The following is a 23,676-nucleotide window of genomic DNA, read 5'->3' as shown; positions in this document are numbered from 1 at the left end:
TTTAGTCTTTAATCAATTCATATGTAATGATTTGAAGCCCATCATTAAATCTCTCAACATCCATTAATGAGGTATTCACTTTCGTAGAAGATGAACCAAACAACCTGATCCCTTCTCCTAAAATGACAGGGTTTAACTTCAGTTTTAGCAGGTCAATCTGTCCATGGTCAAGCAACCAACCGGCAAATTCACCGCCCCCACAAAGGTAAATGTCCTTACCTTCACCATTCTTTAAAGCAATGATCTTTTCTATATCAAGTTTAATTGCCTGTACTTTTTCATGAGGTGTCGGAAAAGCTAAAGTGTCGGAAAAGATATAGTGCTCCATGTGAGGATAAGCAGGCTGACCAGGCGTGAGCCCATACTGATATCCAAACTCATAGGTCTTTCTTCCCATGATAACAGTATCAAAGTTTAACAGATCATTCTGATATTTTTCAACACCCTCACCTTGCAGGATAAATTCGCTTATATCATTACCAGGACCCGCAATAAATCCATCGAGGGAAACCGCTACATAGTACACTATCTTTCTCATACTCTTGTTAATTACTTATTGTTTAAAAACCCCTTTCAGGACTCAGTACTTTTCTCTACTCAATTTTACATATTTTATTTTGGCTTAGTGATTTCTATAAATAAGTTGACAGACTCTATTTACCAGGTTTATTGTTTCGTTTTTTTCTTTTTGACACACGTTGGTTGCGGGATCCGAACCTGTATATATATGTATGACATGTTCAATCGCATTTAACCACTTTTCGCCAAGCTACCTTTACTTTATGTAAAAAAATAAATAACCCTCATGTACAAAACGCCTACAATTGCCTAATGCCTATGCAGGTTGCATATATGGTTCAAAAAGTTTTCAAAGCGATCCAAGATCTGCTTTAATGTGACAGACTTATTTAAAACATATTTCCAATTGTGTAATTTGGATCTGCGTATAACCATCTACATACTGTATACATACAGGTTAAAACCGTTTAAAGATTTCGTTACAAGATCCTAAAATTTAATCTTTCGCCCCTTTAAGCAACTTGTCGGCGTATACATGCCAATACTTTTCATAAATCCCGCTGAATAATGAAAAAATCTGTCTTATTGATTTTGTTAATGATCTTCTCCCGTCTTTGGTCCATGGCAAATACCAAAGAAGATGTCGATGCATTGTTTTATTTAGGACTAAATGGGAAAAACTTAGCCCCTGACTCTATCGTCACCATTGGAAAGAGAATGTTCATAATCAGTGAGGACCTCAATTACTCCAAAGGTGTAATGAAAGCCAGGGTCATTCAGGGAATTGGTCATTTGTTCTCCAACCAATTGGACTCGTCGTCCACTCAACTCTTAGCCGTACTGCAACTGGCCGAAAGATCAAATATGGAGGTAACTTTTGAATCCGGATTGGCCAAAAATTTCCTTGGGAGCGTTTTTACCCGACTCAATAACCTGGAAAGGGCCAAGCAATGCTTCCGTGACGCCCGTCAGATTTTTGAAGAGGTAAATAATAAAAGTTACCTCTGCCTGGCTACCACAAACCTTGGGGGCATCTTCGGTCAACAAGGTAGCTACCCGGAAGCTATGAACTACTTTTTAGCCGCAAAAAAACTAGCTAATGACCCTACTGTTCCCATAAGAAGAAAAGCAGAGGCTATGTCTAATATGTCGACATTATTCAGCCTTATGGGTAAAAAGGAAGAAGCCTTACGCTACGCATTCAGTACCCTGGCCATTGATAGGGAACACCAGTTGATGAGAGGTGTATACATCAGCCATAATTTAATAGCCAATATATACAACCGATACAACGACCTGGACAGTGCACTGTTCTACTACAACCTGAACATTGAGACCATTCCTTCCGGCAACCCCAGGTTTACCCCCGTATTGACCCGGGCGATCAGGGGGATCAGCCATATTCTTATTGAGCAGAATAAGTTAGATGAAGCCATTCGTTTGTTAAAAAAATTGGAAGCCAAAGGGGTCAATTATCAGAAAGAGGCATTTTACAATGCGATAGCATCCAACTACTTAAAATCAAAACAATACGACAGCACACTTTTTTATGCCAGGATAGCACTGTCCATCGCCCAGGCAAACAAAGTAAAAAGTGGAAGCAAGTACGCTTCTCAACATTTACAGCAGGCATATTTCCACCTGAAGGCCTTCGATTCTGCCTATTACTATCAGCGTCTCTGTCATATTTATAATGACTCCATATACAACGAATCCAACGAACGAAAATTCAACAACTCATTAATAGCACTGGCCACCCTTGAAAAACAGCAGGAAATAGATAAGCTCAGGCAAGAAAGGGTAATTGACAGATTGAACGGGCGTATTACAACGGGTAGTTTAGCCACCGGGATTTTGTGTGTACTTATTATTTTTGGCTTCTACCGTAATAAGCAACAAACAAAGCAAAAATCGCTTCAACGAAAACTCGAGCTAAATCAAAAGCAACTTACAAACCACACCTTGAATATGGTGCATAAAAATAACGGCTTTACACAAATAGAAGAGGAACTGAAAAAAATGCGCAGGCAGGGTGAAATAAACTTTCAGAAGCTTCTCAATATTGTAGTTCTCAATAAGTCCGCAGAAAAAGATTGGGACAATTTCCACAATTACTTTAGTATGGTCCACCCTGATTTTGAGAGGAAACTCATGCTCAAATTTCCAAAATTAAGCATGGGGGAAAGGCGGCTGACCTCACTTGTCAAAATGAAACTTACGAACGCAGAAATCGCCTCTATATTGAACATTGAATCCAATAGCGCCAGGATGAATAAGTATCGTTTAAAAAGAAAGCTGGAATTAAGTGAGGAGATGGACCTATACGATTATATAAGTAATTTGTAACTCGGAACATGAAAGCCTATAAACAAAAAAGAGGCTGACCAAACTAGTGGCCAACCTCTTTACCTAACACAATTGTATGACTGTGTTTCCGTTCTGTTGATAAGTGCTTTTATCAGGTTAAACTATTGCATTTCTACTCTGTTCCAATAGATTCCTGTACTCGGTAAGTATTGATTCATCTGAAATCCCCGCATCCTTGGCTCCCTGTATCATTGCATTTAAAAAGGCATCAAATACCTCATTGGTGATATTGTCCACATTTGCCATTCTCGGATTAGTAGGTGCATGGGCAGCTTCCATGCTAAGGCCGTTATAGGTTGCAGGACCACCTGAAGATGCATCAACAAAATCAGCGATATTTTCTTTCAATGCATCCAAACCTGGCCCCGAACCTCCTTCATCCACTAATACGACTTCAAAAAATGGTGTAAGGGCTGGGTCTGATGCTATGGCCAGAATGGATTTTTCTACTGCTTTGTCTATGCCTGTCCTCTCTCCCAGTTTTTGATAAAGTGATGATTCGCCGCCATTATCGTCGTCTTTCTCACACCCCCCTATTAAGGAGGAAACGGATACTATCATAACCATGGATAGCAGAGTTGAAAGATAAATTTTAGTTGTTTTCATTTTTTATTGTATTTGATTTAAACTATTTGGTTTTATTGTCTCCCATTAAATCCTGGAAAATCGAACCTATTCGATAAGTGAGTGATTTTTTGTCCAGCACCGGGCAACTGGTCACAGGCCCGACTCCTTTTTCAGGCACATATTGTGATGCTTCAAAATGACCTGCCCGCATAAACCTGTCAAACACCTCTTGCGATTTGTAGCTACCCTTCGCTGTAGCATATACCAAAGTGCCTTTTTCCGAATTCAGATAGCTATCCATCACTTCAGGTATGGTATCTATGACGCTTTGGGCTTTTAAAATGGTTAAAGAATCCAAAGGAGATTCCTGAAACTCAATTCTTGTCAGGTGCCAGTTGGTGCCGGGTTTCTCTGAAGAACGGGTGACGGAATACACATGTAAAAACAGTATTACCAAAGGAGTAACGATCAAAACAAGTGACCATGCGATCAATTTTTTAACGCGGGTTCTCATTATTCTTAAGGTTTAATATGACATCATTTGATAGTGCTTAATTGTGCCTTTAATAAAAAGCAGGCACCATTCCCGGTAATGACAAAAAATGCTTTAACGGTTATTTGCCTATTTTATTTATTCATCAGGTGTTTTGAAGAAGTTTAGCGGCTCAGCACATCACTCCTTGTACCGCCCACCAGTTTCATCACTTCATCGATAAGGTCTGAAGGGACCTTTAATTCGACCAGGGTACTTTGCAAATGTTGTGCTACTGCATCAAAGTGCTTATTACCGAGCCCTTTAGATACTAAACGACTATGTGCATTTCTCAAGTCTTTTCCACTATATTTTACCGGCCCTCCAAATGCATAAGTCAAAAAGGACTTTTGTTTTTCTATTTGTATCTTCATATCAACATCGGTGAAGAAATGGCTGACCAGATCATCTGCCAGTATTTTGTCATAAAATACTTCTACTGCCTTATCAACAGCGCCTTTTCCTCCGATCTGATCATATAAGGTCATTTGATCGTTTTGCTTTTCCATGGTTAATCGTGTTAAGTTTTGAACTAAGGCATACGCCTGTTAATCAATTTCGAAAGTGGGGAAAACTTCATGCGATATGGCATTTGGGGTGTATACAAAGTATCTACATCCATAAAAAAGGCCTTTATGGGGTCGAGGAAGCAGAAATAAAACAAAAAATTATTCGGGAGTGTCCCAGGTCCGGGTCCGGTAATAAGGTAATGTCAATCACTTGTGCATGGGAGTACTAATGTTCACCTTAGCAATATCATATTATGAATTGACCCGCAGTAAAAAAAGAAACTGTATAAGAACTCTTATGGTCAGAGGTTCTTTGGGGAATTAAGAATAATCGACAAAGTGAGTTCAGAACAGGTTAAAATAAAGAAAGGCACCACACGATGCCTTTCCTTGCCTTAAATCATAAACGGATTAGCCTGCATTAGCCAAATCCCATTGTACTTCACTAAACTCTCGCGGCATTCTGTCAAAAATAACATCATCAGGGTCATTCCGTGGCAGTTCTTCGAGTCGTCCGTATCTTCTCATATCCACCCATCGATGACCTTCAAACCACAGTGAGAATCGTTTTTGCCTTAACATTTCATTAAGCAATGAATTTCTGTCAGTAGCTCCGGAATAATCTGCCAATTCATAAGCATTCCTGATCACATCAATGGCCTCTATCCCATTCGTAGAATTATCTCCCTGAACTTGTATGGAAGCTTCTGAGAAGAGCAATATGAGTTCTTCATTTCTAATAATGGAAACAGGAGACAATTCACTTGCATACACTGCAAGTTCGTAATCTCCTGTTATTGGGGGTTGGCTTAATACTCTTGGTTCATCACGAAGTCTGACTTTATTGATCCTGGTATCTCCTGGCTCAAGGTCAGGTACAAATGACTCATGTGCAAAGATTATGCTTGCCGCTGAAGATTGTGGCGGATCATAAAAAGGGTTTAGAATATCCGGAGCAGCACCATAAACATGCGTGGGGCCGGTGCTCAAAGCTCCGTTCAGATCCAGAAATGACTCATTCAGCGCCGCCAGGGCTCCATCCCAGTCCTCCTGGTATACGGCTATTCTCGCTGCCAGGGCCCTGTTAAAGGTCCTGAATGTAGCCGGGGTATCAAAACCTGTAAAGCCTGAAGAAAGGGTAAACGGAAAAGCTGAACTTCCTCCGGATAGCTCCTGCGCACCTAAATCATTTAATCGCTTAATTTCTGCTAATGCTTCCGTATAAGAAACAAAGGGACCCGGGTTAAAAGGGTCTGCTACATCTATCCTTATTCCGTTTTCTCCCTGCATATTAAGATTATGTAACATAGCAAATGCCATAATGGTATTGCAAAAACCACTGATCACCGTTTTTTCTTCATCCGAAATGGAAGCGCTTATTTCAGCAATCCGTTTGAAATCATCTGCTCTCTTCCTCATATCAGAAAAGTCGTCCCAGTATTGATTCAGGAAGGTGGCGTTATCAATAGTCTTATCTCCTATCCTGCCCAGCAATTCATCATAAGCCCGGTTATCCGTAAGCTGAAGGTTATAAACCTCTCTCCCAAATGTTCCTGAGGTGCGATAATATCCGAACAAACCATCTCTCATTCCATCCATTACACCTGTTGCCAGTTGTTGGATCTGCGCCTGAGATGCGCCATTATCCAATGAGTTCAAAGATGGATTATTGGGATCGGCCAACTCATCAACGTCAAAAATGGCATCGCAGGAAAAAAGTGAAACACTCAATATGATCGTAATAATTATGTTAAACAGTTTCATGTTCTTCAGTTTTAAAGTCCTATTTCTAAGTGAAAAAATATGCGTCTGCTGCTGGGAAAGCTACCCAGATCAATGGCACCACCTACCGGTCTGCTACTGAACGTGGATACCTCAGGGTCCCAACCGTAAAGATCCGTGTAGTCCGATATGAGCAGCAGGTTATTCGCAGATACACCCACACGTATTTTTTCCAGGTTCCCATTGAGGATTGAATTCACCAGGGGTTTTGGCATTGTATAGTACAGCCCCACTTCCCTTAACCTAAAGTAAGAGGCATCTGCAATAAAGTCTCTTGAAAACTCCCTGTCCGCACTATTGATAGTCCCATTATTGTCAGAGTCTTCACCAAAATCATTGGAAACCCCACCTTCATCCATGAGCAATAAAAAAATGTTGCTATTGTAATTCCCTTCAGACCAGTGCCATAACATAGAAAACTCAAAACTATTAAGGAAGGTAATTGAATTGAGCCAACTCATTTGAAAATCCGGCTGAGACTCTTCCAGAGGACTTAGCTCTCCGGCCAAAGGTCCATCTTCTATTCTTGGAAGACCATAAAATCTTGTTGGCGAGTCTCCTTCTCTGAATTGATTTCTTCCAAAAGAATTCCCAAAGGCAGGTCCTATGTTGGTGACAGGTATAACGGATTTGGTCACTTCTGTTTCGTTGGTCCACCATTGCAATCGCGTATTCCAGCTTACTCTATTGGTTTTTACCGGATTCGCATTCAGGGCTAACTCAAGGCCTCTGTTTTCCATATCACCCACTGGAAAGGCCTTTACCTGTACCACGCCAGTGGAACGGGCAAGCACAAAAGGCCTTATCAGATCACGTACTTCTTTATTGTAGTAAGTGGCCTCAAGGTTGACCCGATTATTGAACAGGCCTACATCGAAACCAAATTCAAGCTCAGCCGCTGTCTCAGGCTCAATATCCGAATTACCTAAAAGTGTGGATGCACGAACCCCTAATGAGCCGTCAAAGTTCTCTGTGATAAGCGCTGTAAATATGTCTCCGAAAGCAGGAACGCCTCCTGTTTCTCCGTAGGCACTGCGCAATTTAAATTGGCTGATAATTCCCGACGGAAAGAAGTCAAATTCATGCAGGTTCAAGGCTACCGATGCTTTTGGAAAGGCAAAAAACTTATCAGGGTCACCGTTTAAATTTGATTTATCCAACCTGACCCCCAGGGTACCGATAAGCTTATCATCATAATTGGCCTCTTGCTGGGCCACCAAACCCACATCTTGCCAACTCACAAAGGTCTGGTCAAAGCTTTGATTGTTCCCATTCCTGGGGTTTCTGTCCCCTGCCGGCAACCCGGTTCCCTGAACCCAGCTAATATCTCTTTCCGTAGTAAGCCTGGTAACGCCTACCTGGGTAGTTAACCCGGTTTTATTCAGCTGCCAGTCGGCCAATAGAAATGCCTGCCAGTTAGTATTAAAGTTTACACTTTTGGTATGTCTTGCAGCACCCGGGTTGGCATTGCTCCGTTGCGATTGAAGGTCATCAGGCAGATACAAAAAAGAAGCTGTATTGAGATAATCTACCCCTCCCTGAAATGCAAATTTCACCGATACATTGTCCTTCTTCAGTAAAAAAGCGTTCAGAGATGCTGAAGTAATAAACCGATTGGTCGATTCATCATTTACGGCTTTATCAATTATAGCAAAAGGGTTTTCTCCACGATAAGGGCTATCGGGATAATTACCGAACTCATCGGGTCTCAAAAAATTAGCATAATTAGGAGTGTAGGCATATTGGTAGGTCAGAGAAACATCGTTATTGGAATTGGAAGTCCAGCCTCGCTGATTGTTTGAATTAATGTAGTTGGTAGAAATGGCTACATCAATGGCCTTCGACACTTTATGGTTTACATTGGCCCGTATTGAATTACGCTGATAACCCGTATTACGGACAATACCTTCTTCATCCAATAACCCACCGGACACAAAGAATTGTGTCTTGCTTGTCCCACCGGAAATACTAAGCTTCGTATTGGTAAGCCTACCTCTTTCACCAAATAACTCATCCTCCCAGTCTACCAGTCCCGAACCGGAAAGTGCATCAGATAACCTTTGTCTTTCCAGGTTGGCCCGGTCACTGCCTGCACCGTATATCAGATCAATCTTTTCATCTGTCCAGCCTGACTGGCCCAGATCGGTCAACCTTTCTGCGAAACCAATGTCCTGCTTGAAATTAATGGAGGTCTTACCTTCTTTACCACGCTTAGTGGTAACGATGATCACACCATTATTAGCCCTTGCACCATAGATAGCTGCTGCAGATGATCCCTTAAGTACTTCCATTGTTTCTATATCAGAGGGGTCAAGATCTGATACTCTGTTAGTAGGGTTACTCTGTAACGAACCACCGGCGGCATTAAATGAAGCCGAACCCCTTCCGTTGTCAAACTGTGAGTTATTTACATACACCCCATCTACGATCCATAGTGGTTCATTACTACCTGAAATGGTAGACACTCCTCTGAGCTGTACTGAGATACCTCCTCCCGGGGCGCCTCCGTTTGATTTGATGTTCGCTCCTGTAAATTTTCCGTAAATAGCAGCATCCACCGTCTGAGGGGTGGTGCTGCCCATAAGCTCTTCGCCGGAAACAAAACCCACAGAATTTGCAAGGTTTGATCGTTTGATCGTTGATGCCAAACCACTGATAACAACTTCTGACAGTTGTTCTACATCCGGTGACATCCTGACATTGATCACGGTTTGTGAGTTAACCTCAATTTCCTCAGTAGCCATGCCAATGAAAGAAAAGACGATCACCCGGGCGTTACCCGGAACGGATACGGTATACTCTCCGTCAATGTTTGTCACGGTACCACTGGTAGTACCCCGTACTACCACATTAACACCGGGTAACGGTGAACCATCATCGACAGAGGTAACCTTGCCACTTACCGTTTTTTCCTGGGCCCATAAGCCAGAGACCCCGATGATGTAAATTGAAATAAAATAGAATAGTAAAAACTTCTTCATCTTGTTTGAGTTAGGTTAAAAAAAGCTTCTCAGTCTTTACTGAATCATAAAATCATCAGAAGCCAATAAAGACCTTACTCAAAGGTCAATTACTATTTATCCAGATAAATCGGGGGGGAATGAGGGGATTCAACAATCCTACATCTATCTTATTTTTAATTAATTACAGGTAAAATTCAATAGTTAAACTCAAAATGTGGTATCAATAAATTAAAATAATCACCCAATTTGGGTACGATAAATAATGTAATTCATGGAGGAAGTAAAGCACATAAAGGTTTTTAGCAAATCCGTCTTGATCCATAAAATAATGGCCTTACTAAAGTCGGGCACTCAATCTCTCCATTAAAAATCAGAAGAGGCCAATCAAAAACACTTCAAAGGAATGCATGCATTTGTGACAGCAACTCTCGCTCTAATATTAGATCAAACACAATAACTTGGTTAAGTTATATCTATATGGAGAATAGACATGAAATGATCACTGTCTTATGATCTATCGAAAGTAGTTTTAGGAGGTTTATCGAAATAAAATTACACCTCTAATCCCGTAGTTGGAAATGAATCAAATGAACCTAATCTTACGAAGTTATAATCCGGAGGTTTTTTCAATGCAGGCAGCAAGAAATTTACCCCCAATAAAGGGGGAATAAATTTACCTATATGTCTATGGCTATGTTATTGAAGAACTTTTACCGATTCCTCATACAGCCATGTAATGATCTTGATAAGACCTTAGTCATTATCTACCACCCATGACCACCCTACTTCACCAAACCCTGTAGATAATCTGTTTTTTCGCTCTAATTCCATATCCTCTTCCCCATTCGCATTGAAATGTTCATCCAGGTTAAGGAACCCAAGCTGTCTGTCTTTTATCTTCGAAAGGGCAGTCCCGACGGCACCTATCCCCTGGATACCCACAGAAACCCAGGGATTACTGGCACCCAATGCAGCAATGAGTTGCGATCCATCCGAATTACCAAGAAATGACCCTATCTCAGAAAGTTTTTCACCAAAATCACGCTGTCCCTTACGTGAATGCATCAGCCAAAGTCTTGCTCTGACTGAAAAATCTGACGGCATATCCCGTTCCAACACAAAAAGCCCTTCCGTACCTTCCCCTTCCGGTTCAAATTGGACCAGGTTTTCTGCCGGTTTTCTTACTTTAATAAAACCAGAAGGTAATGTGGTTATGACCACCTCTCCTGGTTTTTCGGGATTATCAGTAGCCAGTACTATATAAAGTGACCATCTTTTTTTGTTTCTTTCTAAATCAAGGTAGTTCAATTCAAGCCGTATGCGATCCATTTCTTTATTGTTTTATTGAGGGAATTTTGAACTATTAAAATAGACTTTTAATACGGTTTGTTCAATACCCGGACGTAGGTATTTCCAGGTAATATGTCATCAAAATTCACATGGCTAAAGCACCCTGACAGAACCCTCTCATATATCATTCTTGCTTATAGCATCAAAACCCAAATTAATATTATCATAAAAAAAGTTGATATGAATCATATTAAACCAGTACAAAAAAAATTCTTACCCGTCTACTATAATACATTACGATAAAACCAACGCAATCAGAAATAAAGAAGTACGAACGTAAGATGGAAAAATATAGGGATTATAACGCAGAAGACTTAGCTTCTTTGGAATCTTTCCAGAACTGGTTTTTTAAAAGCAAGGAGGAAGATATTTCTTTTTGGGAAGATTGGATATCAAAAAACCGGGCCACAAAAGAAAATGAGTTGACAGAAGCTGTAGTAATTCTTAACACGCTTCAATTCACTGATCATTCCGGTAGCGCTAAATCGACCTCAGACTCCTGGGAAGAACTGAAAAATAAATTGCCGTCAGAGGTTGATCAAAACCATGAAATTCGACCGGAGGAGTCTGTCATTGGAAAGCAAAAACCCATGAATAATTCTTTATACTGGAGTATAGCGGCCTGTATATCTATAATGATCATAGCTGTTTTTGTATTTAGAGGCTTCAATGACCTGAAAGATGTTGAGCATAAAACCGGCTATGGTGAAACCAAAAGCATCACCCTACCGGATAATTCTACGATTACACTCAACAGTAACTCCAGGTTGACCTATGCTGAAGCATGGGACGAATCAGAACATCGGGAAGTTTGGTTAAGCGGTGAGGCCTTTTTCTCTATTGTACATACTCCGGATGACAAAAAATTCTTTGTACATACGAACAATGGGCTGAATGTTGAAGTTATAGGAACGGAATTCAATGTTAACGACCGGAAAAAACGTACCAGAGTTGTACTGAATTCCGGAAAAATAAAACTCAACATTAACAATGAGCGCATTGAGGAGCAACTGATCATGAAGCCAGGTGACCTGGTTGAATTCAAAGACACCTCAAAAATGTATGTCAAGAGAATCGTAAACCCTGAGGTCTACAGCTCCTGGAAATGCAAGCAGCTCATGTTTGATAATACCACACTGGAAGAGGTCATAGTATTGCTTGAGGATAACTATGGCCTTGAAGTTGAAGTTTCCGATCCGGCTTTATTGCAAAAAGAAGTATCCGGTTCAGTACCTAGTAACAATACAAACCTTTTGATGGAAGGTTTGGCTGAGTCTTTTGACCTGGAAATCATTTGGACCAAAAATCATGTGAAAATCACACCCCGACATTAGCGTTCGGGCAGCCATTAACCAAAAAAAACAGATTTTATGAGAAGACTACTACCTATTAGCAGCACCATTATTTTCTTCCTTTTTTGCTGGTTTACAGCTTTTTCTCAATTCATTGTTTCTACAGAAAAAGTGAGTTACCAACCGGTAAGAACAGGTGAAGAAATGAGCGTTTTAAAAGACGTCCTCTCGGAGCTGGAGACCACCTTTGATGTCTCTATTATGTATAACAGCGAATTGGTCGATGGCATTACCGTTCGTAAATCAGGTTATGTTTCAAATTCTATTGAAAAACGTCTCGGAGAGACCTTGAATTCCACCGGACTAAAGTTCAAAAAAATCGGTCAGAAGTTTTTTGTCATTACCAAAATGAGCAAAGAGCAACCTAAGGCATTGGTAAAAAACGGTTATGTCCCACCTGAAAATCCTGCTATAGAGAAATTAGCTACCATACGGACTGTGGATACACAACGTAAATACGCTCTCGCCAAAATTACCGGACGCGTAACCGACGCAAGTAACGGGGAGAGCCTGCCAGGTGTCTCGATCATCATTAAAGGAACAGCAACCGGAACTATCACAGATTTTGACGGAAATTATAACCTGGATGCAGACGTAGGCCAGGTACTCATTTTTTCTTTTGTTGGCTTTTCGTCCGAGGAAGTGACAGTGGGATCAAACCCGGTGATCGATGTTTCTTTATCACCTGATATCAAAGCATTACAGGAAGTGGTAGTGGTAGGCTATGGAACACAACAAAGGCGCGACATCACAGGTTCCGTTACCTCTATCTCATCCAAAAAAATCAAAGACCTACCGGTAACCAGTTTTGAAAATGCCATTCAAGGCCAGTTAGCGGGCGTACAAGTGACCGAAACCAGTGGTGAACCTGGGGCAGGTCCCACTATAAGAGTGAGAGGTTTGGGGTCTATAACGGCTGGAAATGAGCCCTTATACGTAGTAGATGGGTTTCCCATATCTAAAAATGTAGATATTGGGGTTCAGGGAGATGTATTCAGAAGAAGGGCTGCCTTTCGTCCGCCACCTTCTAATCCTTTGGCTACTTTAAACCCTAACGACATTAGCTCTATCGAGGTATTGAAAGACGCCTCTGCAGCTGCCATCTATGGGTCCAGGGGTTCGAATGGGGTAATACTCATTACTACCAAGCAGGGGAAAAGGGAAGGAAAACCGGAAATCAATTTCGATGCTTTTGTTGGGGTCCAGTCAGTCGCAAACCGGGTTGATCTGATGAACGCACAAGAGTTAGGTGATTATGTCAGGGATTCCAGGAATAACTCTTACTTACAAGACGTTCCCGGAGCAGATATCAATGATACCAATGCTGAGCGTAATGCTAAAGCAATAGCAGAGGGGCTTCCTGCCAGGGCCGAATACAGAATTCCGGATGACTTTGTTAATCCCACCGGTACGGATACGGACTGGCAAGACGAGGTGTTCAGCAATGCGACCATACAAAATTATAATATCTCTATGGCCGGAGGTACAGATAATGTAAGCTATTATGTCTCCGGAGGATATTTTGACCAAAACGGCATCATAGATGGATCTGGTTTTGATCGCTACAGTTTCAGGCTGAACCTTGAAGCAGAGGTTTTACCTAAGTTAGATGTTGGGGTTAACCTGAACCCTTCCTTTACTGCTTTTGACAGACTGCCGGCCGGGTCACCGTACTTTGCACGTCCTCCCGGGATCGTATATTCCGCACTTGTTCATTCTCCTACGGTCTCACCTTTTCTTCCTGACGGAAGTATCAACCAAACGGATAATCAAAGTCATCTATTCGCCGAAGATGGTTCAGGAGCCGGTATGACTACCGCAAGTAACCCTTTGGCTATTATGAACGCGATCACCGATGACCTTACTCAAAACAGGACCTTCGGTAATTTTTGGGCTGAGTATGAATTAGCGGATGGATTGAAGTTCAAATCATTTGTAGGGATAGACATCAACAATTACAACCGAACGTTTTTCAGGGCCAATAGTCTTTTACTTCGAAATGCTACTGTAGGAGAACCTTATGGTCAATCTAGCGCTTCCCAAAGTGTTAACTGGCTCACCGAACAAACGCTTTCTTACATCAAAGACTTCAATGACGACCACCACCTCAACGCAGTGATCGGCTATACAGCACAAAAAGAAAGTATTGAGTTTAATCAGGTCATTGCTGAAAATTTCCCTGATGATCAGGTAGTAACCGTTGATGGCGGTCAGGTAACGGGTGGTTCAGCGATAAAAGAAGAGTGGTCACTGGTATCCTCTCTGGCACGCGCTAACTATTCCTTCAAAGACAAGTACCTGGCCACAGCTACCATTCGGGCAGATCGATCCTCAAGGTTTGGTAAGGGTAACCGTACAGGAATATTTCCTTCGATGTCATTAGGCTGGCGTATTTCCGAGGAAGCTTTTATATCCGGCGTAGCTTTTTTGAGTGACCTGAAACTTAGAGGTAGCTGGGGGCAAACCGGAAACTTCCTGATCCCTAATTATGCTTCCATAGGGCTTTTGGGGCCTACAAATTACGTTCTAGGAGGAAATATTCAGGTAAACGGAATTGCTCCGCAAACGATCAGTAATTCGGATCTAAGATGGGAAAAAAACAATCAAATTGACATCGGACTGGAAATAGGTCTATTTGAAGACAGGGTGTTCGCTGTGTTGGACTGGTACCAAACGACCACCAGCGATTTACTGTTAAATGTTCAAATACCTTCTGCTCTCGGATTCACGGAAGCAATACAGAATATTGGAGAGGTCGAAAACAATGGGTTTGAAGTATCCCTGTCCACACGCAATATTATTGGTGCATTTAACTGGAATACGGATATCAATTTTGCCACTGTAAATAATGAAGTAACGCAACTGGGACCAAGTGGTGACCCTATCCTCAGTTCGGGTGGAGCCGGGAACCGCCATATCACCAGGATAGGAGATGCTATCGGAAGCTACTTCGGCTATGTGGTAGATGGTATTTACCAGGACCAGACAGAAATAGATAATGCGCCTACAGATACTCAGGCGCCTAATGCAGCTCCCGGGGACTTTAGATTTAAAGATGTAGACGGCGACGGGGACATTGACCCGGACGACCGTACCGTTATTGGTAATTATCTACCTGATTTTACCTGGGGCATTACCAATACTTTCAGTTATAAAGGGTTCGATCTAAGCATGTTAATACAAGGTGTAGAAGGCTCAGAGGTACTTAATTTAACACGCCGGCATTTAGGCAATGGTGAAGCTAATTTCAATAGTTACGCAGAATGGACCAATCGGTGGCGCTCACCCTCCGAACCCGGCAATGGTGAAATCCCAAGAGCAGATCGACAGACCGGTCTCCATGGAAATAACAATCGCCCATCGTCCTTCCAGGTCGAAGATGCCTCTTACATCCGACTGAGAAATATTACCATAGGTTATAATTTCCCTACTAAGATGCTGAAGAATACCTTCAAGAATTTAAGAGTATATGCATCCGGAACGAACCTTTTTACTTCTACCGATTACTTAGGTTATAACCCGGAGGTAAACAATCAAAGTGCCGCCAGCCCCAATGTACAAGGGGAGGATTACGGCGCTTATCCGCTTAACAGGGTGTTTTCATTTGGGGTAAATGCTACATTTTAATCTTAAACAACACGATGATGGCAAAATTTAAAAATCTATATATACTCGTTTTATCCGTTCTGACCTTTGCCTGTTCCGAAGATTTCACGGACCTGGCTCCCATATCTCAACGAAATGTCGAAAATTTTTACCAGACTGCCACGGACATTGAAGTTGCGGTAAATGGTATTTATAATTCACTACGCGCTGAAGGAACATACAACCGAAGCTATTGGATTATGCAGGAAATGCGATCTGATAATACTGATCAGGGAACAGATGTTACCGGTCTGGCACGTGAGATTACTGTGATTGAGGAATTTGAAGAAATATCCACCAGTAATATCGTAGAAGCGGCCTGGGTAGACTCCTATTTCGGAATAGCACGGGCAAATGCAGTAATTAACCGGATTGATGGCGTTGAGATGGAGGAAAGTTTACGGAACCGACTCACCGGAGAAGCGCTTTTTCTAAGATCGTTATTTTACTATAACCTGGCCATTTCATTTGGCAATATCCCTTTGATCTTAACGGAGACACAATCAGTTGAAGAAGGACAAGGGCACCGACAGGTCAATGCTACGGCCGTTTTTAACCAGATCGCTATTGATCTGGCTTCCGCTGAGAACCTGTTAAATCTACCCAGTGAAACAGGTGGATTAGATCTCGGCAGAGCTACAAAGGGTTCGGCAGCTACGCTACTGGCTAAAGTTCACCTGATGTTAGGAGATGATGGCCCGGCAGAAACTGTATTAAGAAGAATCATAAGCGATTACGGGTATCAATTGGTAGAAGATTACGGTAACCTTTGGGGAATAAGTAACGAACATAACACTGAATCCATCTTTGAGGTTGAATATCAAGGCGGTGGATTTGGAGGTGGTAATCAATTTACCAACTCTTTTACTCCGCAAACTCCCACCAATGGTGCGCTGGGTGTTTGGAGGAACAGGCCAACCAGTGAAATGTTAGCAGCCTACGAGGATGGAGATGAGCGCACTTATGCTTCCCTGGATACGATCTATTTTGAAGTGAATAATGGTGACACCACCTTCCTCACCAATTCTGCCAACGACGTCAGGTTCATCACGAAATATGGTATCGAAAACCCATTTCAAGAAGGAGATGCTTCTAACAATTTTACAGTATTCCGTTATGCAGATGTACTGCTTATGCTGGCAGAAGCCATTGGAGAAAGTGATGAGGCTTACGCGCTGATCAACCAGGTGAGAGATCGGGCTGGTTTAGGCGATATTGATGCCGCTACTCCGGGGACTTTCGAAGATAAACTACTCCAGGAAAGAAGAGTGGAACTGGCCTTCGAAAATCATCGCTGGGCGGACCTGGTACGTTTTGGTAAAGTGGAATCCGTTATGACTGCCATAGGCAAGACGCCAAGGTCACTCTTTCTTATCCCACAACGTGAAATAGACCTGAACGGAGAATTAGATCAGAACTAATCAAAGTAATCTGGCCCGATCTTATTCAGGCTTACAGGCCTCGATCGGGCCATTTTCCAGTATAAAATAAAAACTATGAGAAAACTATCCCTGACTTTAATACTAAGCAGTTTTGCCCTTATTTTCCTTGCCGAAGCCCAAAGCAATCGAACCCTTAATATCATTGCCATAGGTGCCCATCCGGACGATTGCGACTCGAAGTTTGGAGGAACTGCCGCATTATTCGCAGAAATGGGCCACCGTGTAAAGTTTGTGGCACTTACCAATGGAGATGCCGGTCATCAGGCTGAAGGTGGCGGAGCGCTGGGAAACAGAAGACGTGCAGAGGCTCAGGAAGCAGGAAAGGCTCTTGGCATTGCATACGATGTCCTGGACAATCATGATGGTGAACTGTTACCCACCTTGCAGGTGAGGCACCAGGTGATCCGCAAGATCCGGGAATGGGATGCCGATATTGTTTTAGGCTTAAGGCCCAATGACTATCATCCTGATCACCGCAATGCAGGAAAAGTTGTTCAGGATGCCGCCTACATGGTTGTGGTTCCAAATGTAACTCCGGACACTCCTCCCCTGCGCAAAAATCCACTTTTTCTATATATGCAAGATCCTTTCAAAAAGCCTAACCCTTTTAGCCCGGACATTGTAGTGGCCATTGACAAAACCATTGAAAAAAAAATAGATGCGCTTCATGCCCATACTTCTCAAATGTACGAGTGGTTACCCTGGGTAAATGGAAACCTGGATGAGGTGCCAAAAGATGCAACCGCCAGGCGCGAATGGTTGGCAAACCGTGTTAAAAGTCGTGGTATTTCCAGGGAGTACCGTGCCGGTCTGATAAAATGGTATGGAGAAGGAAAAGGCAAAAGTGCAAAAAATGCTGAAGCGTTTGAGATCGCAGAATATGGCTATCAACCTACGGAAAGCGAAATAAGGACGTATTTTCCAATGTTAGAGAAATGAGGGTTTAATGGCTGTATCCTATCGTTTTCATCACTCCTTAATTTCCTGCCATCGAGGTTAGTCATACGCTTATGAAAAAGAATTATTACATCCTGGCACTCATACTGTTCATCTTTTTTGTAATCTCATTTTTGACTAATATCATCGGACCGCTGGTTCCTGAGATCATTGAAGATTTTAACCTGAGTCTCACCATGGTAGCCATCTTACCCATGGCTTTTTTCATGGCCTACGGAGTGCTGTCCATTCCTTCCGGCATCCTGGTAGAAAAATTTGGTGAAAAGCGCATCATGGTCCTGGCATTTTCCATTTCATGTTTGGGAGCATTAATATTAGGCATTTATGCTAATTACCTGGTGGCCATCATTTCATTGTTCTTAATTGGCTGTGGAATGGCTATTCTTCAAGTGGCTATCAACCCGCTTTTGAGAACCGTAGGGGGTGAAGAACACTTCGCCTTTTATTCTGTCCTTGGTCAGCTGTTTTTCGGGCTGGCTTCATTTCTGAGTCCGCTGGTCTATTCAAAAATTGTGTTAGGGTTAGAAGCCAACGCACAAAATCCAGCCATTTATGTCCTTTCTCAATTGGTACCTGAAGGACTCTCATGGATCTCCATGTACTGGATATTTGCACTGGTCTCTCTGATAATGATCGTTTTTGTCGGGTTTTCCAAATTTCCCCAAGTTGAATTAGAAGACGATGAGAAAGTAGGCTCTAACCAGGCATATCTCCAGCTTTTAAAGGACCGTAAAGTGTTACTGTACTTTTTGGGCATCTTCTTTTACGTAGGTACCGAACAAGGAATAAACAACTGGATCTCAGAATTCCTTAAAACCTATCATGGCTATGACCCGCAAACGGTGGGAGCTACCGTCGTATCCCGCTTTTGGGGTTTCATGACGATCGGCACCTTATTGGGACTCCTCTTGTTAAAGTTGATAGACAGTAAAAAAGTACTCATCTTTTTTACCCTTTCTGCCATGGTAAGCCTGACATTCGCTTTATTAGGTAGTGGTGAGATCAGTCTGATTGCCTTTCCAGCGGTAGGCTTTTTTGCGTCAGTGATGTGGTCGATCATCTTATCCCTGGCTTTGAACTCGGTCAAAAATCATCATGGGGCCTTATCCGGTATCCTGGTTACCGGTATAGTGGGCGGAGCAATTTGGCCACTTGTAGTGGGCGCCCTGGGCGATGCTTTCGGTCTCAAAGTGGGACTTATGGCGCTATACCTTTCGCTAGGTTATATTCTTTCGATTGGTTTTTGGGCCAAACCTCTTATCACGAATAAAACCATAAATTCTTGAAACAGGCAGACCGGACCATAGGGATAGACCTGGGAGGAACAAATGTTCGTGCCGGAATAGTGGAAGAAGGTCAGCTATTGAAGATGACCAGCAGAAAAATCAATGCAGAAGGTACTAAGCAAGAAGTACTGGAAAGCATTTTCAATGCAGTGGATGAATTGGAGGGCACATCAGTCGCAGGTATCGGTGTTGGTGTCCCGAGTGTAGTGGATACAAAAACCGGAGTGGTATATGACGTTCAGAACATTCCATCATGGAACGAGGTCGCGCTGAAAGATATCCTGGAAGAAAGATACAAGGTCCGGACGCTGGTTAACAATGACGCTAATTGTATGGCGCTGGCAGAAAGACATTTTGGCCTTGGTAAAACTCATGATAACATGATTGGGCTTATTATCGGAACAGGTTTGGCCGGAGGGATCATTATTAATGGGCAATTGTACGAAGGTGTGAATTGCGGGGCCGGTGAATTCGGTATGGTCAAGTATCTGGACCACCATTTTGAATATTATGCAAGCGGACAATTTTTTAAAAATGTCCATAACACCGCCGGGGAAGATGTTTACATGAAAGCCATGGAGGGAGACAATGTTAGTTTAACACTTTTTGGGGAATTGGGAAGACATTTGGGACACGCAATAGAAACCATCCTTTTTGCTTATGATCCTTCACTTATTGTGCTTGGGGGATCACTGGGTGGAGTTTATCACTTGTACAAAGAAAGTCTTTGGCAAGAGCTTGCTCGTTTCCCCTATCGTCAATCCATCCAAAATTTAACGATTGAAGTATCTGAATTGTCAAACCCGGGCGTACTGGGTGCAGCAGCTCTGAGTTATAATTTCAGGTCTTTTCATTAAGTTCCAAGGGTGCTATTTATATTAAGACACTATTGATTAATTGTTACTTTATAATTATATTACTATATGGAATTAAGCTGTAAAACAGGGGGTTAGGGGGCGATGAGGATAAATGAAGATAACAGAAAAGGAGCTGTTTTATGGAGTCAATTCAAAAATGGTGATCAAAATGCATTCAAAGACATATACTCTGAGTATTACCCACAACTCTTCGGATACGGATTGAGATGGTTGAACGATTCCAATGAACTTGAAGATTCCATACAGGAACTTTTTTTAAAACTTTGGAGAAATCGTACCAGCCTGGCAGATGTTAAAGCTCCCAGGGCTTATCTTTTCAAAGCACTTCGCAGGGTTTTGACGGACGCAGCCCGTAAAAACAAGCCAAAAGAACGTCTTTCGGAAAACACAGAATTCAATGACCTTAATCTCTCCGTAGAAGATATGGTGATAAGGGATGAGATCCACAAAGAACAAAAAGAGAGTTTGAAGAGGTCCCTGGCCCTTTTAACCAATCGACAGAAAGAGGTCATTTACCTGAAGTTTTATAATGGCTTGTCTTACCAGGAAATAGGGGAAGTACTGGAAATCAACTACCAAAGCATCCGAAATTGTGTTTATGATGCTATCAAAGTCCTGAAGAAAGACTTGCTTTATGTTACATTAACACTTGCTTATACGATTTTCTGTATCGGATAAACCCGGTCACATATTCTCACCATCTAAAAGTCTATTATTTGGCTTTCTCTTCCCTGAGCCAATACAGTAAAGCCGGAACATTGTAGGCATGGGTCCAGCCAAACACTCTTAACCCCTGAGTGATGCTCCAATTGGCCTCACCACCAAACCTGGTATTTCTGGGGTCGTCCGGTAAATGGCTTACCTTGCTCAATGCATCCGCAAGGTCCTGTTGCGTATCATAATTATCCATGCTGGTGGGCAGCTTATCCGTTTTTAGGATTTCAGCTCTTTTGATGGCTTCTCGCAAAAACCCTGGTTCTTTGGAATATTCATAACCGATAAGTAAACTATGAATAGTGGAAAGGTAGGATTCATACATGTGGTTCCAGGGCGTATTATCGCGGATTGCTCTGGCATGTTTGACCAGAGCCCTCCTCACCTTCTCATCCCCGGTAATACGATAATACTGGCTCAGACCTTGCGAAGCATATACCTGGGAATATCCATAACGGTCCATGACCAGACTATTGTATTGATCAGGCCCTTGTTGTAGCTCCAACATCCGGTCCACACGATATTTGAGTTCCAGGCCATAGCGGTCTTCTTTGGTAGCGTCCCAAAGTTCAGTAAGGTTCCATACGGACAAATAAAGTCTTCTGCCTGTAAGACCATGTTCTCCCCAGATACGCCGGATATAAGCATCTCCGGTCTGCCTGGCTACTTCTAACCCTCTGTGGTATCCATTCAAATAATATGAGGTAATCCATCCTTGTATCCATACATGGGCACTTAATAATGCAATCCAATGCTGACTTGCATGCCGCCTTCCGATGCCCAGGTAAGGGGTACCGCTCTTCTTTCCCTGATAATCCCAATAATCCACGGCATCATTGCTTGCTGCATTATATTTTGGAAAAGCAGGCCAATGAATATTATCTACATCCATCGTATGTTTACTCGTAGCATCTGCCGCCTTAAAGTATCGCTGATCGCCTGTACGCATGAATTGCATCCAGAACATAAAGTCTTGCGCCGGTTCATTGTTAGACCACATATACCACCGTTTTTTATAATAGTAGGTCTGAAAATCTCCGTAATCGAACATACCGTACCATGGCTGCCAGTTTTGATTGAAAAGCATCCAATCAAATTTATAATCCATTCCCCTCTCATATTCACTGTGTTCGGACTTCCTGGGAGAAAATTTGCCAAACACGTCACTATCACTGTACCATTGAGGGTCCGCATGAGCAGCCGGTGGGTTTAAGAAGAAATCCAGCTCTTTGCGTAGTTGATCCGTACTTTTTTTGCTGTCATGAAAGTTGTACGTGACCTCTGTAGTTTTAGCTAATCCCTGGGCAAAGTTATCCAGCATTTGTCCGTCAAGCTTACCTGAGTTTCTGGCAAAACTCATAGGTTCTGACGTAGGCGGCCAAAGATAGACATTAGCTTCATTTTGCTTCAGATCAAAGCCTTTGGGATATTCCTCAACAAAGTTTCTTATACCTGCGGCTACTCCCCACTTACTATCCGAATAATCGATCCAACCTTCTGCTTTTGAAGCACTTAACTCATTCGTTTTATCACAGGTAATGTGCGCCGCGAAATCACCTACACGGTCATGGGCCGTGGAGAAGACAGTTGAAGGTGAATTTGCATTGGGACCTGATTGTACCAGGCTTAAGTTCTTAAACCCTGCAGAAACATTTGCCTCATATAACTCGGCACTTTCTTTATTCCACCAGTCACCATTCTCATAGCCTGCAATAAAATCTTTATTAACATCCAGATGATACGTCAGGTTAAGACCTGCTGCAGCAATTCTATCATTGGGTTGGACCCAACCCGGATCTTCGGTGTCGTACGTTTCGATCAAATGTTCGTTTTGAGTAGCGATATTCTTATGTTCGCCCTTTTGTACGGTGTGTTTATCCGGTATGCCTGTGTAAGTTATAGTATGTAGCACTTTAATGTAAGATCGGCCTGCAAACGCATGGATACGTGTAACGAAAGGGGAAGGATTGTTGTCTTCTCTTCCATACTGATACTCTCCTTCAATCCTGATAATCGCATGAAGTGGCCCGGAACCCTTCTCTTTGATGGTACGTGTGATAATTGCTTTGCTCCTATCCACTCCTGCATCATCCAGAATATCCAGAAAAGACCCTCTCTGTGTATCGTTAGAAGCTATGAGATCATTTTCTTCGAAACCATCATTATCTATGTCCAGGTAGGCTTCGCTAATAAATCCATTATCCCCATTATTGATCTTAAATTTTAATTTTCCGGTGTTTATTTCTGCAAACCCTCCGGGCCTTTGATTATTGGTCATCTCTATTCTTGGCCCTGAATACGGCTTTCTTATCACATCAGGCCCATATTCCAATGTATATTCATTGGACTTCTCGCTAAAGAAAAACACCCAAATCCATTTTATACTGTTGTCTACAGGTTCCCAGGTGCTCACTTCGGTGATTTGAGAAGGGATCTCCACACCTTTATGATTCAATAACCTTACTTTATCCGGAGAAAACAAAGCCCCTTTTGGAAAGGGAATACCCATGGTGATCGGAGCCTCACTACTATGTGCGCTGATCCTGATTGACACCTGTTTTTGGGCAATAACAGGCATGGTCATCATTACTAAGGAAATTATTGATAATAACGCAAGGTTCTTCATTGAACGGTACTTTTTTCTACTCTTTTTCCAGCTTTTAGAGATCATATTCAATTATAAGACGTCGCTTATATGCTGGTGTACTGAAAAGTAATGTCGTTAATTAAACAATATCATTAAGAAGAGAGATATGAGCGTGAGGCAAGTAGGTTATACCTCAGGAGCCCATTTTTTTATAAAAAAGTCCATT

The 23,676-nt window shown here is 42.2% G+C and carries 16 protein-coding genes; 8 read left to right on the top strand and 8 right to left on the bottom strand.

Translation table 11 applies throughout. From position 1 onward, the window contains the following. Window position 1: 1 nt before the first annotated feature. Window positions 2-538 carry a dihydrofolate reductase family protein gene (locus FNH22_RS07800; RefSeq protein ID WP_143397795.1) on the bottom strand — a complete coding sequence of 179 codons (537 nt, stop codon included), beginning with the start codon at window positions 536-538 and terminating at the stop codon, window positions 2-4. A gap of 548 nt (window positions 539-1,086) precedes the next feature. Here FNH22_RS07800 and FNH22_RS07795 point away from each other — a divergent pair. Next, window positions 1,087-2,865 carry a hypothetical protein gene (locus FNH22_RS07795; RefSeq protein WP_143397794.1) on the top strand — a complete coding sequence of 593 codons (1,779 nt, stop codon included), beginning with the start codon at window positions 1,087-1,089 and terminating at the stop codon, window positions 2,863-2,865. Between the two features lie 117 nt (window positions 2,866-2,982). Here FNH22_RS07795 and FNH22_RS07790 read toward each other — a convergent pair whose 3' ends face one another. The 6 genes from FNH22_RS07790 to FNH22_RS07765 all read right to left on the bottom strand — a co-directional run bounded on the left by FNH22_RS07790 (window position 2,983) and on the right by FNH22_RS07765 (window position 10,568). Continuing rightward, the gene (locus tag FNH22_RS07790; protein WP_143397793.1) at window positions 2,983-3,492 is read right to left on the bottom strand and encodes a group 1 truncated hemoglobin; all 510 of its coding nucleotides are present in this window, start codon (window positions 3,490-3,492) and stop codon (window positions 2,983-2,985) included. A 22-nt stretch (window positions 3,493-3,514) separates the two neighbouring features. Then, window positions 3,515-3,967, bottom strand: coding sequence for a hypothetical protein (locus tag FNH22_RS07785; RefSeq protein ID WP_143397792.1), 453 nt, complete (start codon window positions 3,965-3,967; stop codon window positions 3,515-3,517). Between the two features lie 143 nt (window positions 3,968-4,110). After that, on the bottom strand, window positions 4,111-4,494 hold the full coding sequence (locus FNH22_RS07780; RefSeq protein WP_185154120.1) for a group 1 truncated hemoglobin: 384 nt from the start codon (window positions 4,492-4,494) through the stop codon (window positions 4,111-4,113). Window positions 4,495-4,905: 411 nt separating this feature from the next. Continuing rightward, window positions 4,906-6,258: a RagB/SusD family nutrient uptake outer membrane protein gene (locus FNH22_RS07775; protein ID WP_143397791.1), complete on the bottom strand. Its 1,353-nt coding sequence runs from the start codon at window positions 6,256-6,258 to the stop codon at window positions 4,906-4,908. Between the two features lie 11 nt (window positions 6,259-6,269). Beyond that, the gene (locus tag FNH22_RS07770) at window positions 6,270-9,257 is read right to left on the bottom strand and encodes a SusC/RagA family TonB-linked outer membrane protein (protein WP_143397790.1); all 2,988 of its coding nucleotides are present in this window, start codon (window positions 9,255-9,257) and stop codon (window positions 6,270-6,272) included. Window positions 9,258-9,992: 735 nt separating this feature from the next. Beyond that, window positions 9,993-10,568 (bottom strand): hypothetical protein, encoded by a 576-nt coding sequence (locus FNH22_RS07765; RefSeq protein ID WP_143397789.1) that lies wholly within the window; start codon window positions 10,566-10,568, stop codon window positions 9,993-9,995. 302 nt (window positions 10,569-10,870) lie between these two features. Here FNH22_RS07765 and FNH22_RS07760 point away from each other — a divergent pair, with 302 nt between their 5' ends. From FNH22_RS07760 to FNH22_RS07730, 7 genes are all read left to right on the top strand, one after another. Continuing rightward, the gene (locus FNH22_RS07760; protein WP_143397788.1) at window positions 10,871-11,923 is read left to right on the top strand and encodes a FecR family protein; all 1,053 of its coding nucleotides are present in this window, start codon (window positions 10,871-10,873) and stop codon (window positions 11,921-11,923) included. 36 nt (window positions 11,924-11,959) lie between these two features. Next, entirely contained in the window at window positions 11,960-15,568 is a 3,609-nt protein-coding gene (locus FNH22_RS07755; RefSeq protein ID WP_143397787.1) for a TonB-dependent receptor, read from the top strand. A 17-nt stretch (window positions 15,569-15,585) separates the two neighbouring features. Next, a complete protein-coding gene (locus FNH22_RS07750) occupies window positions 15,586-17,007 on the top strand; it encodes a RagB/SusD family nutrient uptake outer membrane protein (protein WP_143397786.1) in 1,422 nt (473 codons plus the stop codon). A 75-nt stretch (window positions 17,008-17,082) separates the two neighbouring features. Beyond that, entirely contained in the window at window positions 17,083-17,967 is an 885-nt protein-coding gene (locus FNH22_RS07745) for a PIG-L deacetylase family protein (RefSeq protein WP_143397785.1), read from the top strand. Window positions 17,968-18,038: 71 nt separating this feature from the next. Next, a complete protein-coding gene (locus FNH22_RS07740) occupies window positions 18,039-19,271 on the top strand; it encodes an MFS transporter (protein ID WP_143397784.1) in 1,233 nt (410 codons plus the stop codon). Further along, the gene (locus FNH22_RS07735; protein ID WP_143397783.1) at window positions 19,268-20,128 is read left to right on the top strand and encodes an ROK family protein; all 861 of its coding nucleotides are present in this window, start codon (window positions 19,268-19,270) and stop codon (window positions 20,126-20,128) included. The genes FNH22_RS07740 and FNH22_RS07735 overlap by 4 nt, the downstream gene beginning before the upstream one ends. A 102-nt stretch (window positions 20,129-20,230) precedes the next feature. Then, window positions 20,231-20,827, top strand: a complete 597-nt coding sequence (locus tag FNH22_RS07730; protein ID WP_143397782.1) for an RNA polymerase sigma factor — start codon at window positions 20,231-20,233, stop codon at window positions 20,825-20,827. Between the two features lie 34 nt (window positions 20,828-20,861). On the opposite strand, the gene FNH22_RS07725 is transcribed toward FNH22_RS07730, so the two are convergent. Continuing rightward, entirely contained in the window at window positions 20,862-23,489 is a 2,628-nt protein-coding gene (locus tag FNH22_RS07725) for a hypothetical protein (protein WP_143397781.1), read from the bottom strand. Window positions 23,490-23,676 lie beyond the last annotated feature (187 nt).

Origin of the sequence: Fulvivirga sp. M361 (genome assembly GCF_007097395.1) — a bacterium.
GTDB lineage: Bacteria > Bacteroidota > Bacteroidia > Cytophagales > Cyclobacteriaceae > Fulvivirga.
Note: the sequence above shows the minus strand (reverse complement) of the source record. Positions and strands in the feature narration are given on the sequence as shown.